Raw genomic sequence first — 13,276 nt, 5'->3', positions numbered from 1 at the left:
TTCACCGCAACGGTCCTACTTGTGAGTAACTTATGGGCCGGAACGGACCGGAAGGGGACACCGTATGAACATGCTGGGACGCCTGATCGCGCTGGTGCTGCGCAGCAGTCTGTGGCCCCGGGTTCGCCCCCTCGGCCCCTCGATCACCCCGTTCCGGGTGCTGCCGGGTGACCTCGACCTGCTGGGGCACATGAACAACGGGGTCTACTTCTCGATCTTCGACCTGGCCCGGATGGACCTGATGCTTCGCTCCGGCCTGATGTCGAGGCTGCGCGAGCGCGGCTGGTACGCGGTGGTGAAGGCGGAGACGGCCTCGTTCCGCAGCTCGCTGAGACCGTTCCGGCGCTTCCACGTCGAGACCCGCGTGCTCGGCTGGGACGAGCGGCACCTCTACCTGCAGCACCGCGTGCTGTCCGGAGGACGCACGGCCACCAGCGCGGTGATCCAGGCGCGCTTCCTGGGCCGCGACGGCGAGCGCGTCTCCCCCGATCAGCTGCTCGACCTGCTGCCCGCGTCCGTCGAGCGCCCGGAGCTGCCGGACTGGGTCGCCGACTGGAGCAAGTCCGCCCACGACCACGCCACCCGGTCGGAGTAGGGCCGCTCAGCGCACGAGACCGTCGAGCAGCTTGTCGACGGCGCCTTCGAACCGCGCGTCGGCGTCCGGGGCCGCGCCGCCCTCGGAGATCGCCCGGGACACCAACGGGGACTCCCCGCTCTCCACGACGCCGTTCAGGTAGCGCGCCGTCGCCGCCCGCCACTGCTCGGCGCTCCTACCGGTCCGCCCCCGACTCCTGCTGCTCGGCCACCTCGTTGGCCACGTACGCGGAAACGCACGCGTTGATCAGGGCGAGCGCCTCCAGTCCCGATCCGGAGACGAGTCCGGCCGGTCGCAGCGCGGCGAGGCAGAATTCGCGGTAGCGCAGGCTGTTCGGACCGTAGTCGGGACGCGTGATCGCCAGCTGGGGAACCCACGGGTGCCGGTGCATGATCCGGCGCGACTGGTGCAGCACACCACGCAGATCCGCCTCCCAGTCCCCCGGCGGAGCCTCGGGGAGCTCGTACTCCGCCGCGACGGCGTCGAGCATGAGATCGAGCAGGTCGTGCTTGCCGGAGACGTAGCGGTACAGCGACATGGCGCCCAGGCCCACCTCCGAGGCCACCCGGCGCATCGAGACGGCGTCGACCCCCTCGACGTCGGCGATCCCGACACCCACCGCCACGATCTCGGCCCTGCTCCTGGACGGCCGCGGACCCCGCGCGGGCTGTTCCTGGCGAAGCCAGATCACGCCGTCGGACACCGCACCATTGTCGCCCCGGCGAAGGTGCGTTCGTGACCTCACCCGCCCGATCATCGAGTCGCGTACACCGTACTCACTTGTTTGCCTCAAAACCCAGTGCGGTGTACTCGCAGAGGAGGAGCCATGACCCTCCGCAGGGCCCGCAACGGCGAGGTCGAACTCGCTTGCGAAACCTTCGGCTCCCCCGAAGGAGAACCGCTCCTGCTGACCACGGGGAACATGTGTCAGATGGTGTGGTGGCCGGAGGACTTCTGCGCGGCGCTGGCCGAACGGGGCTTCCACGTCGCCCGGTTCGACAACCGCGACTCGGGGCTGTCCACGCACTTTCACTCGCACGAGCCCCAGCACCCGGTCAGAACCCTGTTCTCGGCGGGCGACCGCGCCCACACCAGCGCCGACATGGTCGAGGACGCGATGGCCGTGCTGGACGCGCTCGGCTGGAGTCGGCACACCTGGTCGGCGGCTCGCTGGGCGGCATGATCGCTCAGCACGCCGCGCTGCGGCACCCGGGCCGGGTCGACAGCCTCACGTCGATGGCCGCCGCCCCCGGAAACAGCAGGACGATCATGGTCCGCCACTTCGACTTCGCCAACGTTCTCCGGCTGCTGCCCCCCAGCCAGGGGGACGGCCGACGGGAGGAGTCGCGAGGGTTTCGTCGAGGCGATCGTCGCCGTGATGCGCGTGCTCAACTCGGACACCCACCCGTTCGACGAGGAGCTGGTGCGCGGCCTGACCGAGCTCTCCCACGATCGCCCCCCGCTGGATCCCACCGCCTCCCCGCGGCAGGCGAACGCGACGATCTTCCGCGGAGACCTCGCCGACATCCGCGTCCCCGCACTCGGGCTCCACGGCGAGAGCGACCCCGTGCTGCGCGTCGGTGCGGCGCACGCGACCGCGAAGGCCATCCCCGGAGCCCGGCTCGTGTCCTACCCGGGCATGGGGCACTTCATGCCCACCGCGCTGTGGACGACCATCGCCGACGAGACCGCCATCCTGGCCGACCGCTCGCGGAGCACCGCCACGAGCACGACCACCGGCGCGGCGCCATGACTCCGATCGCGCGGACCGAGCACGGCGCGGTGCGCGGCGACCTCGTCCCGCTCGGGCCCGCGCACCTCCGGTGACCGATTCACCTCACCCCGCGGCGGGGATCGACCACCACATGCGCACCATCGTGCCGTCCGCAACGGCGATGACCTCGGCCTCCTCGGCCAAGTGGTGAATCAGCGGCAGACCGCGGCCTTTCCGCACGTCGGACTGAGCGGGAGGAGTGGTCCACGCGCCCCGGTCGGACACGGTCACTCGCACCCGGTTCTCGGCGGGCAGGAGCACCGCGGTCAGATCGAGCTCACCCTCTCCGTCGGTGTAAGCGTGCTCGACCACATTGGCCATGGCTTCATAACTGGCCAGACCGAGCGCTTCGACGCTGTCGGCGCTCAGGCCCACCCGGGTTGCCCAGTCCGCCAGAACACACCGCAATGCCGGTAACCGATCGGCACTGGCAGGGACCGCCCGGTGCTCCACCCCCGTGGTCGAGGTATCAAGGGGCTCGCCTTCGCACGAGCGGGTTTGATCGGCTCGGTCGGTGTCCATGCCGAATCGCTCACCTAACGTCCGTGTGCCCCTCGGGCCGTGTGGAGCTGAGCAGCAGCGCCCAGGCCCCCGTCCGCCGACGACGTGCGGCGGTTCGGACCTAGGCCGCTACAGCCTCCTTCATGGAGGGATACACGGGGAACTCGCTGTCCAAACCCATCAGCTGGATCGGCCGCAACGTCACCGCATCGTCGGCGGCGACGCGGAAGCGGGTGCGCTCACCCGCATGCTGGTTCGTGCTCACCAGCACGGCCAGGCCCGCCGAGGACAGGAAGGTGACTCGGGTGATGTCGAGCACGAGCACCTCGGGACGCTCCTCCAGCACCCGCGTCAGCTCCTGCTCCAACTGTGGCGATGTGACCAGGTCGATCTCACCGGACACCTTCACAACGAGAGTTCGCTCGTCCCTCTCGATGGCCACACTCATGGATTCGCCGGACTCGTGCGAGTGTGCGGAAGCGCTCATGCTTCCATGCTGCTCGGTTGATAACCATTTGGCAAAATTCCGGTGATCCCCGTCGTCGGTGTGAGAGCGCCGCGGCGCGCGCCGCGGTCGAGCGCTCCACCGCGAATCAGCGGTACCGGATCGACCCGGTACGGGCAGGACGAAGGTGGCGGGGAAAATCCCACGACTATGCTTGAGCCATGTCGAACTCAGTCGACTCGACGGACGATGCCGAAGATCGTTTGCACCAGATCACGAGAGTGACCGACACCGCGCTCGCTCGTCTTGACTTCGAGGCACTTCTCCACGAACTGCTGGAGCGGGTGCGGGGGCTGCTGAACGTCGACACGGCCACGGTCCTGCTCCACGACGACCAGCGTCAACAGTTGGTCGCCACCGCTGCGGTCGGTATCGAGGAGGAAGTCCGCCAGGGCATCCACATTCCGGTCGGGAAGGGCTTCGCCGGAACCGTCGCGCAGCGGAAGCAACCGCTCGTGCTGGACCAAGTCGACAGCACCACTGTGGTCAATCCCCTGTTCTGGGAAAAGGGCGTCAGTTCGCTGCTCGGGATACCGATGCTGACCAGCGGGGAGCTTGTCGGCGTGCTGCACGTGGGCGCGTTCACGGCTCGCCGCTTCACCGACCACGACATGCACCTGCTCCAGCTCGTGGCCGATCGGATCGCGCTGGCCACCAAAGCCAACACGTCCCGTGCGGAGCGGGCCGCTGCCGCGGCACTGCACCGCAGCCTCCTTCCCGACCAGCTCCCCGAGGTGGCGGGGACCACGCTCGCCGCCCGCTACGTTCCCGGGGACGGGACCGGTGTCGGCGGCGACTGGTACGACGTGTTCACGCTCCCCACCGGTCGGATCGGCATCGTGGTCGGCGACGTGGTGGGCCAGGGACTTTCCGCCGCCGTCGTGATGGGCCGGCTGCGCAGTGCTCTGCGGGCCTACTCCCTGGAAACCGAGGACCCGGGCCAGGCGCTCGGCAAACTCGACCGGAAGGCCACTCACTTCGAGACCCGCGCGATGGCCACCGTCGCCTACGCGATCTTCGATCCCTCGACGAACCAACTGCGGCTCTCGCTGGCGGGGCATCCCGCGCCGGTGCGGGCCCTCCCCGCCGAATCGGCCGCGCTCGCCGACATCGCGGTCGACCCGCCCGTCGGCTTCGGGATCGCTCACCGGTCGCGCCGGACGAGTTTCCTCGAAGTGCCCCCCGGTGCGGCGGTCTGCTTCTACACCGACGGCCTCGTGGAGCGCCGTGGCAGCTCGATCGACGACGGGTTGGAGCTCCTGAGCAAGGAGGTCACCGCTGCCCCTGCCGAGTCCGTCTGCGCCTCGGTGATGGGCAGGCTCGTCGGGTCCGCCGCCGTCGACGACGACATCGCGCTGCTCGTGCTGAGCAGGCAGACCGCGGAACGGGGCGACGGGTCCTAGCCGCCGAGCCGCCCTACTTGCGGATGTGAATCTCGGGCTTGTGCTCCAGGTGGGACAGCCCGTTCCAGGCGAGGTTGACCAGGTGCGCGGCGACCTCGTCCCGCTTGGGCTTGCGCACCTCCAACCACCACTGCCCGGTCAGCGCGACCATGCCGACCAGGGCCTGGCTGTACAGCGGCGCGAGCTTCGGGTCGTAGCCCTTGGCGCTGAACTGCAGGCCGAAGATGTGCTCGACCTGGCTGGCGATGTCGTTGAGCAGGCTGGAGAAGGTGCCCGTGGTGCTGGCCACCGGCGAGTCCCGCACCAGGATGCGGAAGCCGTCGGTGGAGGTGTCGATGTAGTCCAGCAGCGCGCAGGCCGCCTGCTCCAGGAGCTCACGGGGATGGCCGGCCGACAGCGCCGAGACGATCAGATCGAGCAGGTTGCGCATCTCGCGGTCGACGACCACGGCGTAGATGCCTTCCTTGCCGCCGAAGTGCTCGTAGACCACGGGCTTGGACACGTCGGCGCGGTGGGCGATCTCCTCGATGGAGGCGCCGTCGAAGCCCTTCTCCGCGAACAGGGCACGTGCGATGTCGAGCAGCTGCTGGCGCCGCTCCTCCCCCGTCATCCGCACCCGTGAAGCACGTCGTTTGCCCGTGCGCCGGTTCGAATCGGCCGCGCCTCGTGCCCGTCGCCGTGCCGCCATTCCGGCCACCCTATGCGCTCGACAAACGTTGACCCCACGGGGCCGTGGGGGTGCCCGATTCCTCCCGGAAACGAGCACCTCCCACGCGTACCGACAGGTGACCGTTCCAAAGAACCCCTACGCCTGCTCGGTGGCCGCGATGCGGGCCAACCTCTTCTCGTTGGGCCAGCGCACCTTCCAGGCCCAGCCGAGCTTCTCGAACGCCCAGATCGTCCGGGCGGAGATGTCGAGCTGCCCGCGCAGGACGCCGTGTCGGGCGCAGGTCGGGTCGGCGTGGTGCGAGTTGTGCCAGGACTCGCCGAAGGAAATGATCGCCAGCGGCCAGAAGTTCGCCGCCTTGTCCCTGCTCTTGAACGGCCGCTCGCCGATCATGTGGCAGATCGAGTTCACCGACCAGGTGATGTGGTGCAGCACCGACACGCGCACCAGTCCGGCCCAGAAGAAGGCCGTCAGCGCGCCCCACCAGGACCAGGTGATCAGACCGCCGAGCACGGCGGGAAGGGCGAAGCTCGCCAGCGTCCACACCGGGAACAGCTTGTTCACCCGCAGCAGCCCGTTGTCCTTGATCAGGTCGGGAGCGAAGCGGTCGGAGTTGGTCAGGTTGCGCTCGAACAACCAACCCATGTGGGAGTACCAGAATCCCTTGGCCAGCGCCGAGGCCGAATTGCCGAACCGCCACGGCGAGTGCGGGTCGCCCTCGCGGTCGGAGTAGGCGTGGTGCCGCCGGTGGTCGGCGACCCAGGTGATCACCGGACCCTGCACCGAGAACATCCCGGAGATCGCCAGGCCGAACTTCACGAAGCGGTTGGCCTTGAAGGAACCGTGGGTGAACAACCGGTGGAAGCCCACCGTCACGCCGAGGCCGCTGATCACGTAGAAGGCCACGGCCAGCGAGATGTCCACCACGCCCAGCCCCCAGCCCCAGGCCGCGGGCACGGCGGCGATCAGCGCCACGAGTGGTACGAGGACGAACAAGTACACCAGCACTTGCGCGATCCGGGGACGCTCACCCATGGTGAGCGGTTTCGGTTTCGGTTTCGAACCGGTGTGGGACGCCTCCTGGGAAGCGTTGCTTGTCGCTGTGGTCATGCTCTACTACCTCAACTGGTTCGGGAGGTGGTAACGGTAGCCGTCCGCGAGCCACGATCCCGACCGCCGGACGGTCGGTACGGCCTCGTTCACCTCAAGGGTTCAACCCAAGCCTACGGTACCGTAACCTACGACAGCGTAGGTTATGTCGCTCCGGGAGGTCACGACCCCCGCGCGCGATGACGGCGTGTCATGTGCACACGGGCGTGTCATACCCGTTGTGGAGCTCTCCGACACGGCCGAGGTCAAACCCGCCGAACGAGCATGGCACCATGTCGCTGTACGACAACGAGGTACCGCATTCGGTAGGCTTCGACGGTGGAGCGCCGATGTCGATATGTCGAGGTCGTGCGGTCCGCCGTGGTGTAAGGGCAGCACCTCGGATTTTGGTTCCGAAGGTCCAGGTTCGAATCCTGGCGGCGGAGCGGTCGATCGTCGACCGAGCAGCTCGCCGAGTTGGGCGGTCGTGACCCGCGGCCGAACGAGGACGTCGGCACAGGTACGTCGGCAGGGGGTGTGCGTCGCTGCACGACCACACGGTGGAGCTACACGAGGAGACGGCCACCACGCTGGGCGAGATGTCCGACGCGTGGCTGGTGGGTCGTGCGCGTGAACTCAACGCCGTGGGCCAGCACAGCGGATCCCGCGGATGGTCCTCCAGCCTCCACGAGGCGGACGAGCTACTCCGCGAGGCTCGACGACGCGGCGAACCCCGCGTCGTCGCCCAGCTCATCCGCCACTGCGTCGCCTTGCGACTGAGCAATCCCGAGCTCGTCGGCAACGCGGGCGAGCTGCTCGACGAACTGCTCAACCACACGCGCAGGCACGGTCTGCTCGTGCTCCAGGCCGACGCCTACGCGCTGCGGGGCAAGCAGGCGTTCGCGGCCGGCAGCGAGGACAACGCGCTGACCGAGCTCGCCGAGGGGCTGGCGATCCTGGAGGACGAGCTGATCCCCGACGCCACGCTCGGTCGCCGCTCCTGGGAGCGGTTGCTGGCCACCGCCCTGATCGACATCGGGGTGATACTCACCCAGCTGGGCATCTACGACATGGCCAACGACATCATGGCCCGCGCCCATCACCGGATCAGGGAAAGCGGTGGACCGCACGAGATCACCGTCCACATGATCAACCGGTGCCGGATGTTGATCGGCTGGGGCCTGCGGCTGGAACGGCTCGGGGACGCCGAGGCCGCCGTCGACCGCTTCCACACCGCGGCGGACCTGGCCACGGCCATCAACGAGCCGTGGCACCAGTCGCTGTTCCCCCGCAGGGCCGACAAGTCGGCGGCCGAGCAGATACCGGTGCTCGGGGCAGCCCGCGCGCTGGCCGCCCCCGGCCCCGAGCACCTGGAGTTCCTGGAGAACCTGGAGACACCGGAGTCCTCCCTGCACGCCGGCGAGCAGGTCATCGTCGTCCTCGCGCTCTCCCGCTGCCTGCACCGCACCCACCGCACCGACGAAGCGGTCAAGGTCCTCGCCGAGACCCGCGACCGGTTGGGGCACGACGCCGCCGAACCGACCCTGCGAATCTCGCTGACCCGCGAGTACGCCCACCTCACCGACGACGTCGGCAGCGATTCCTGGCGCGACTACGCCCGCGAGCTGGAGGACGAGCTGTGGGAGATGCGGCAGACCCGCATGAACACGCTCAAGACCCGGCTGGCCAACACGCAGCTCAGCCGCGAGCACGGCGCGATCAGCCAGCAGGCGCTCCAGGACCCGTTGACCGGCCTGCCCAACCGGCGCGCCCTGGACCGCAACCTCGACAAGCTCCTGGAGCAGTCGGACTCGCAGCCGCTGTCGGTGGCCCTGGTCGACCTCGACGGGTTCAAGACCGTCAACGACCGCTCCTCGCACGCGGAGGGCGACGAGGTGCTCCGAGTGGTGACCCGGACCCTGCGAGACACCCTGCGCGGTGACGACATGGTCGCCCGCTACGGCGGTGACGAGTTCGTGGTGTTGCTGCCCACGGTCACGCTCGCCGAGGCCGACGCGGCGCTGGGGCGCACCGTCGACGCGGTCGGCCAGCTGCCGATGGCGGTGTCCCGCGGTGTGACGTTGTCCATCGGAGTGGTCACGATGCGCCCGCAGGAAACCAACGTCGAGGTGCTGGCCCGCGCCGACGCGGCGATGTACCGGGCCAAACGCGGGGGCGGCAACAGCGTCGTGGCGCTGTCGGGTGATCAGACACCGTCCGCCGGTCACGCGTGGGTCCCCCCGGAAGCCGTCTGAGCGGAGACCGGAACACTCCTCGAGTACGGGTGCGCACGAGCGATGCTCGGTACCATCGGAAGCCGTCGGGGTCGGTGTCCCTCGACGGGGCACCGGTCCCCGACGCCGTCCAGCCCGTTACCCTTCACCCGTTCGGACGCCACGGCAGTAGCTCACCGTTGAGCCTGCCCGCCGGTGAGACACCGGCGAAGCGGCGTCGTACCCGCTCGACACCGAGGGAGAGCATCGATGCTCCAGGGCACAACTGCCCGGCCGCCTTCGGACGACGTGCCCCGTGAGCCCGTCAGCACCGTCGTGCTGGCCGCCGGCGAGGGCACCCGCATGAGATCGGCCACACCGAAAGTGCTCCACACCCTGGCCGGCAGACCCCTGGTCGAACACGCGGTCCGTGCCGCGGCAGGCGTCGAGCCCGACGAACTGACCGTGGTGGTCGGTCACGGCAGACAAGCCGTCACCGAGCAGCTGTCGGAGCTGGCGGAAGCGCTCGGGCGCGAGGTCGACACGGTCGTGCAGGAACAGCAGCTCGGAACCGGGCACGCCGTCTCGTGCGGGCTGTCCCGGTTGACCCGCGCCGACAGCGGGACCGTGCTCGTCACCTACGGGGACATTCCCCTGCTCGACGCCACCACCCTGAGCAAGCTGCTCTCCGAGCACCGCGCGGCAGGCAACGCGGTGACCGTCCTGACGGCCGTGGTGGACGAGCCCACCGGGTACGGCCGGATGCTGCGCGACGACGACGGCCGGATCACCGGCATCGTGGAGCAGAAGGACGCCACCGCCGAGCAGGCGGCCGTGCGGGAGATCAACTCCGGGGTGTACGCCTTCGACGCCGCGTTCCTCGACGACGCGCTGCGGCGACTGTCCACCGAGAACGCGCAGGGTGAGCTCTACCTCACCGACGCGGTCTCCATCGCCCGCGCTGACGGCCACGCCGCCGGTGCGCTGGTGTGCGACGACCCGTGGCTGGTCGAGGGCGTCAACGACCGCGTGCAGCTGGCCAAGCTCGGTGCCGAGCTCAACCGCAGGCTGGTGCTGCACTGGATGCGCGAGGGCGTCACGGTGACCGACCCCTCCTCCGTGTGGCTGGACTGCGACGTCGAGTTGGCCCCCGACGTGGTGGTGGAGCCGGGAGTTCAACTACGCTCCGGAACCACCGTCGGAACCGGCGCGGTCGTCGGACCGGACACGACGCTGACCGGTTGCGCGGTCCGCGAGGGTGCCAGCGTCGTCCGCAGCCACGGCGAGGGCGCCGAGGTCGCCGCCGGTGCCTCCGCCGGCCCCTTCACCTTCCTGCGTCGGGGAACCCGGTTGGGCCCCGACGGCAAGGTGGGCGCGTTCGTCGAGGTCAAAAACGCCGATATCGGACGGGGAACCAAGGTTCCGCATCTGAGCTACGTCGGTGATGCGACCATCGGGGAGCACAGCAACATCGGTGCCGCTTCGGTGTTCGTCAACTACGACGGCGTGGCCAAGCATCACACAGTGATCGGGTCCCACGCCCGTACCGGCGCGGACAACATGTTCGTCGCTCCGGTGCGCGTCGGTGACGGTGCGTACACCGCAGCAGGATCGGTGGTCACCGACGACGTGCCCCCCGGCGCCATGGCGGTCGCGCGTGGGAGACAACGCAATATCGAGGGCTGGGTGGCCAAGCGCCGTCCCGGCACCGCCGCAGACCAGGCCGCACAGCGTGCGCTGGGCGAGACAACCACCAATCCGACGAGCCACGCCCCCTGACGGGCGTCAACGGGGAGGGACCATGACCGTGAGTGCCATGTCCGCCACGCCGAAAAAAAGTCTCAAGCTCTTTTCCGGCCGCAGCCACCCTGATCTTGCCGAGGAGGTGGCCAAACAACTCGACGTGACGGTCACCCCGCAAGCCGCCTACGAGTTCGCCAACGGCGAGATCTTCGTTCGTTACGACGAGTCGGTACGCGGTTGCGACGCGTTCGTCATCCAGTCGCACTCCCAGCCGATCAACGACGCCATCATGGAGCAGTTGATCATGGTGGACGCGCTCAAGCGCGGTAGTGCCAAGCGCATCACCGCGGTCGTGCCGTTCTACGGCTACGCGCGTCAGGACAAGAAGCACAAGGGCCGCGAGCCGATCTCGGCGCGGTTGATGGCCGACATGTTCAAGACGGCGGGCGCGGACCGCATCCTGACGGTCGACCTGCACACCGACCAGATCATGGGCTTCTTCGACGGTCCGGTGGATCACCTGTTCGCCCAGACCGTGCTCTCGGACTACATCCGGGACAACCACAGCGACCGGGACATCACCGTGGTCTCCCCGGACTCCGGCCGGGTGCGCGTGGCCGAGAAGTGGGCGGACAACCTCGGCGGGACCCCGCTGGCGTTCATCCACAAGACCCGCGACCCCACCAAGCCCAACCAGGTGGTGGCCAACCGCGTCGTCGGTGACGTGGAGGGGCGGCTGTGCGTGGTGGTCGACGACATGATCGACACCGGCGGCACCATCACCAAGGCCACCGAGCAGCTGCTGGCGGCCGGCGCCTCCGACGTGATCATCGCCGCCACGCACGGCGTGCTGTCCGGCCCGGCGGTGGATCGACTGTCCTCGTGCGGTGCCCGCGAGGTCGTGCTGACCAACACCCTGCCGATCCCCGAGGAACGCCGGTTCCACAACCTCACCGTGCTCTCGGCCGCGCCGCTGGTGGCCAGGGCCATCCACCAGGTGTTCGAGGACGGGTCGGTGACCGGCCTGTTCGACGGCCACTCCTGAGCCGACGCACCTGAAACCGGCACGAACGTGGCGCCGGCGGCCCGGAGCACGCGGCCGCCGTCGGCGACACGAGGGTTACCCGATTTCGCGCGAAACCCGGATTTCCGGGTTTCGCGCGAAATCGGGTTCACCCAAGCGATTCGAGCACCGCTAGAAGAGCATCCCGACGATCTTGTTCACTCCCACGCTGACGAACAGCACCAGGCACAGGACCAGCGCGGTGTTCGACAGCCAGCGGGATCGGTGCTCGGCTGGCATCAACGTCGGAGAGTTCAGCAGCACCAGCAGCGTTCCGGCCAGGAACGGCATGAACAGCGCGCCCAGCACCCCGTAGACGATGACGAGCTGGAACGGCTTGTCCAGGAACAGCAGCGCCATCGGCGGCACCGTCAACCACAGCAGGTACAGCTTGAAGGGCCTGCTGTGCTCCCCGGCCTTGTGAGCGTAGGCGTCCGCGGTCTCCGGCGGCGCCGAACGGGGCAGCCGCCAGGTACGCCACCAGTCGGCGAACAGCAGGCTCACCCCGTTCCACACTCCCAGCAGCGAAGTGAACGCCACGGACAAGAAGCCCACCAGGAACGGGATCCGCGCCCACTGCCCGTAGTCCGCGGCCAGCGTGTCGGCCAGCCGCAGCAGTCCCTCGTCACCACCGACGACCCTGCTGCCGAACAGGATCTCCGTACCGACCACCAGCATCGCCACCACGAACACACCCGTGGTGACGTAGCCGACCGCGTTGTCGGTGCGCATGAACGGCAGCCATCCCGGGCTGCGCCATCCCTTGGCGAAGGTCCAGTAGCCGTAGGCGGCCATCGTGATCGTGCCGCCGACCCCGCCCATCAGACCGAGCACGTAAGCCGTCGAGCCGTCCGGCAGGCTCGGCACCAGACCGGCTCCGAGAGCGGTCAGGTTCGGACCGACGAGCACGGCGGTGCCCACGACGGTGACGAACATGACCGCGACCAGCGCCGTCATGAGTTTTTCGAGCAAGCCGTAGCGGCCGAACCACACCAGCAGCAGTCCCGCCAGCCCGCACAGCATCGCCCAGTAGCGCACCGACAGTCCGGGGAACAGCGCGTTGAGCGGCAGCGCCGAGGCCGACATCGCCGTCGCGCCGTAGATGAATCCCCAGATCACGATGTAGACGCCGAAGAACCCGGTCGCCCACCGGCCGAGCGTGCGCCAGCCGGACAGGATCGTGTGGTTCGAGACCAGGTGCCACCGGCCGATCGCCTCGCCGAGCGCGAGTTTGAACACCGTGCCCAGCACCACCGCCCAGAACAGGGCGTAGCCGTAGCGGGCACCGGCGACCATGCTGGCCACGAGGTCCCCGGCCCCCACGCCGGTGGCAGCCGCCATCACCCCGGGGCCGATCTGTTTGAGCCGGGAGCCCCACCCTCGGTCGGGTGGGGCTCCCGGGGTCTCCGAAGTCGCGTCGACAGCCATGCGGATCAACGTAGTGGTGACGTCGTTCACGTGGAAGAACCGGGCCGGATGCGATCTCGGGAGTCCGGCGACCGCAGGACCCCGGTTAGCAGCCCCGTCAAGAGGACTCCTAGACTGTCCAGGTTGCCTCGGCGAGGCCGGGTGGTGAACCCGGCGTGATCGACGCGGTGGCTTAGTGGCCGCCGACGTGTTGATCGGCGCACTGGTGTGGTGATCGAGAAGTTCGGTGTCGTTGGCACGCCGAATCCACCTCGTACCAGTCGCGCGCCCGCCGCCGCAGGCCAGCGACCGATTC

General features: G+C 68.8%; 13 protein-coding genes and 1 tRNA gene. 8 read left to right on the top strand and 6 right to left on the bottom strand.

The annotated features are described in order from the left end of the window. Nucleotides 1–64 precede the first annotated feature (64 nt). Nucleotides 65–595 (top strand): thioesterase family protein, encoded by a 531-nt coding sequence (locus tag FHX42_RS00715; RefSeq protein ID WP_182542156.1) that lies wholly within the window; start codon nt 65–67, stop codon nt 593–595. Between the two features lie 175 nt (nt 596–770). Here the strand turns inward: FHX42_RS00715 and FHX42_RS00710 are convergent, their stop codons facing one another. Next, nucleotides 771–1,298 (bottom strand): TetR/AcrR family transcriptional regulator, encoded by a 528-nt coding sequence (locus FHX42_RS00710; RefSeq protein WP_182542155.1) that lies wholly within the window; start codon nt 1,296–1,298, stop codon nt 771–773. Nucleotides 1,299–1,421: 123 nt separating this feature from the next. On the opposite strand from FHX42_RS00710, the gene FHX42_RS00705 reads away from it, so the two are divergent. Both FHX42_RS00705 and FHX42_RS26145 read left to right on the top strand, forming a co-directional pair. After that, a complete protein-coding gene (locus tag FHX42_RS00705; protein ID WP_182542154.1) occupies nt 1,422–1,778 on the top strand; it encodes a hypothetical protein in 357 nt (118 codons plus the stop codon). Nucleotides 1,779–1,973: 195 nt separating this feature from the next. Further along, nucleotides 1,974–2,348 carry an alpha/beta fold hydrolase gene (locus FHX42_RS26145; RefSeq protein WP_235986870.1) on the top strand — a complete coding sequence of 125 codons (375 nt, stop codon included), beginning with the start codon at nt 1,974–1,976 and terminating at the stop codon, nt 2,346–2,348. An 84-nt stretch (nt 2,349–2,432) separates the two neighbouring features. Here the strand turns inward: FHX42_RS26145 and FHX42_RS00695 are convergent, their stop codons facing one another. Both FHX42_RS00695 and FHX42_RS00690 read right to left on the bottom strand, forming a co-directional pair. Beyond that, nucleotides 2,433–2,891: an ATP-binding protein gene (locus FHX42_RS00695; RefSeq protein WP_235986869.1), complete on the bottom strand. Its 459-nt coding sequence runs from the start codon at nt 2,889–2,891 to the stop codon at nt 2,433–2,435. Between the two features lie 100 nt (nt 2,892–2,991). Beyond that, on the bottom strand, nt 2,992–3,357 hold the full coding sequence (locus tag FHX42_RS00690; protein ID WP_182542151.1) for an STAS domain-containing protein: 366 nt from the start codon (nt 3,355–3,357) through the stop codon (nt 2,992–2,994). A 179-nt stretch (nt 3,358–3,536) separates the two neighbouring features. Here FHX42_RS00690 and FHX42_RS00685 point away from each other — a divergent pair, with 179 nt between their 5' ends. Next, the gene (locus FHX42_RS00685; protein ID WP_182542150.1) at nt 3,537–4,778 is read left to right on the top strand and encodes a PP2C family protein-serine/threonine phosphatase; all 1,242 of its coding nucleotides are present in this window, start codon (nt 3,537–3,539) and stop codon (nt 4,776–4,778) included. Nucleotides 4,779–4,791: 13 nt separating this feature from the next. Here FHX42_RS00685 and FHX42_RS00680 read toward each other — a convergent pair whose 3' ends face one another. Further along, entirely contained in the window at nt 4,792–5,388 is a 597-nt protein-coding gene (locus FHX42_RS00680) for a TetR/AcrR family transcriptional regulator (protein ID WP_220479646.1), read from the bottom strand. Nucleotides 5,389–5,583: 195 nt separating this feature from the next. After that, the gene (locus tag FHX42_RS00675; RefSeq protein ID WP_182542148.1) at nt 5,584–6,555 is read right to left on the bottom strand and encodes an acyl-CoA desaturase; all 972 of its coding nucleotides are present in this window, start codon (nt 6,553–6,555) and stop codon (nt 5,584–5,586) included. Between the two features lie 354 nt (nt 6,556–6,909). Here FHX42_RS00675 and FHX42_RS00670 point away from each other — a divergent pair. From FHX42_RS00670 to FHX42_RS00655, 4 genes are all read left to right on the top strand, one after another. Continuing rightward, nucleotides 6,910–6,980, top strand: a tRNA-Gln gene (locus tag FHX42_RS00670). 114 nt (nt 6,981–7,094) lie between these two features. Beyond that, nucleotides 7,095–8,789 carry a GGDEF domain-containing protein gene (locus FHX42_RS00665; protein WP_328795818.1) on the top strand — a complete coding sequence of 565 codons (1,695 nt, stop codon included), beginning with the start codon at nt 7,095–7,097 and terminating at the stop codon, nt 8,787–8,789. Nucleotides 8,790–9,017: 228 nt separating this feature from the next. Beyond that, nucleotides 9,018–10,526, top strand: a complete 1,509-nt coding sequence (glmU, locus tag FHX42_RS00660; protein ID WP_182542147.1) for a bifunctional UDP-N-acetylglucosamine diphosphorylase/glucosamine-1-phosphate N-acetyltransferase GlmU — start codon at nt 9,018–9,020, stop codon at nt 10,524–10,526. 37 nt (nt 10,527–10,563) lie between these two features. Continuing rightward, nucleotides 10,564–11,535, top strand: coding sequence for a ribose-phosphate diphosphokinase (locus FHX42_RS00655; RefSeq protein WP_220479645.1), 972 nt, complete (start codon nt 10,564–10,566; stop codon nt 11,533–11,535). Nucleotides 11,536–11,685: 150 nt separating this feature from the next. Here FHX42_RS00655 and FHX42_RS00650 read toward each other — a convergent pair whose 3' ends face one another. Continuing rightward, nucleotides 11,686–12,981: an Nramp family divalent metal transporter gene (locus FHX42_RS00650; protein ID WP_182542145.1), complete on the bottom strand. Its 1,296-nt coding sequence runs from the start codon at nt 12,979–12,981 to the stop codon at nt 11,686–11,688. Between the last annotated feature and the right edge of the window lie 295 nt (nt 12,982–13,276).

Origin of the sequence: Halosaccharopolyspora lacisalsi, from assembly GCF_014137975.1 — a bacterium.
In the GTDB taxonomy this organism is placed as follows: domain Bacteria; phylum Actinomycetota; class Actinomycetes; order Mycobacteriales; family Pseudonocardiaceae; genus Halosaccharopolyspora; species Halosaccharopolyspora lacisalsi.
Note: the sequence above shows the minus strand (reverse complement) of the source record. Positions and strands in the feature narration are given on the sequence as shown.

Bases quoted from the DNA above. Each gene is read 5' to 3' on its own strand.
- FHX42_RS00715 (WP_182542156.1), top strand. From the start codon at position 65: ATGAACATGCTGGGACGCCTGATCGCGCTGGTGCTGCGCAGCAGTCTG.
- FHX42_RS00705 (WP_182542154.1), top strand. From the start codon at position 1,422: ATGACCCTCCGCAGGGCCCGCAACGGCGAGGTCGAACTCGCTTGCGAA.
- FHX42_RS26145 (WP_235986870.1), top strand. From the start codon at position 1,974: ATGCGCGTGCTCAACTCGGACACCCACCCGTTCGACGAGGAGCTGGTG.
- FHX42_RS00695 (WP_235986869.1), bottom strand. From the start codon at position 2,891: ATGGACACCGACCGAGCCGATCAAACCCGCTCGTGCGAAGGCGAGCCC.
- FHX42_RS00690 (WP_182542151.1), bottom strand. From the start codon at position 3,357: ATGAGCGCTTCCGCACACTCGCACGAGTCCGGCGAATCCATGAGTGTG.
- FHX42_RS00685 (WP_182542150.1), top strand. From the start codon at position 3,537: ATGTCGAACTCAGTCGACTCGACGGACGATGCCGAAGATCGTTTGCAC.
- FHX42_RS00680 (WP_220479646.1), bottom strand. From the start codon at position 5,388: ATGACGGGGGAGGAGCGGCGCCAGCAGCTGCTCGACATCGCACGTGCC.
- FHX42_RS00675 (WP_182542148.1), bottom strand. From the start codon at position 6,555: ATGACCACAGCGACAAGCAACGCTTCCCAGGAGGCGTCCCACACCGGT.
- glmU (WP_182542147.1), top strand. From the start codon at position 9,018: ATGCTCCAGGGCACAACTGCCCGGCCGCCTTCGGACGACGTGCCCCGT.
- FHX42_RS00655 (WP_220479645.1), top strand. From the start codon at position 10,564: ATGTCCGCCACGCCGAAAAAAAGTCTCAAGCTCTTTTCCGGCCGCAGC.
- FHX42_RS00650 (WP_182542145.1), bottom strand. From the start codon at position 12,981: ATGGCTGTCGACGCGACTTCGGAGACCCCGGGAGCCCCACCCGACCGA.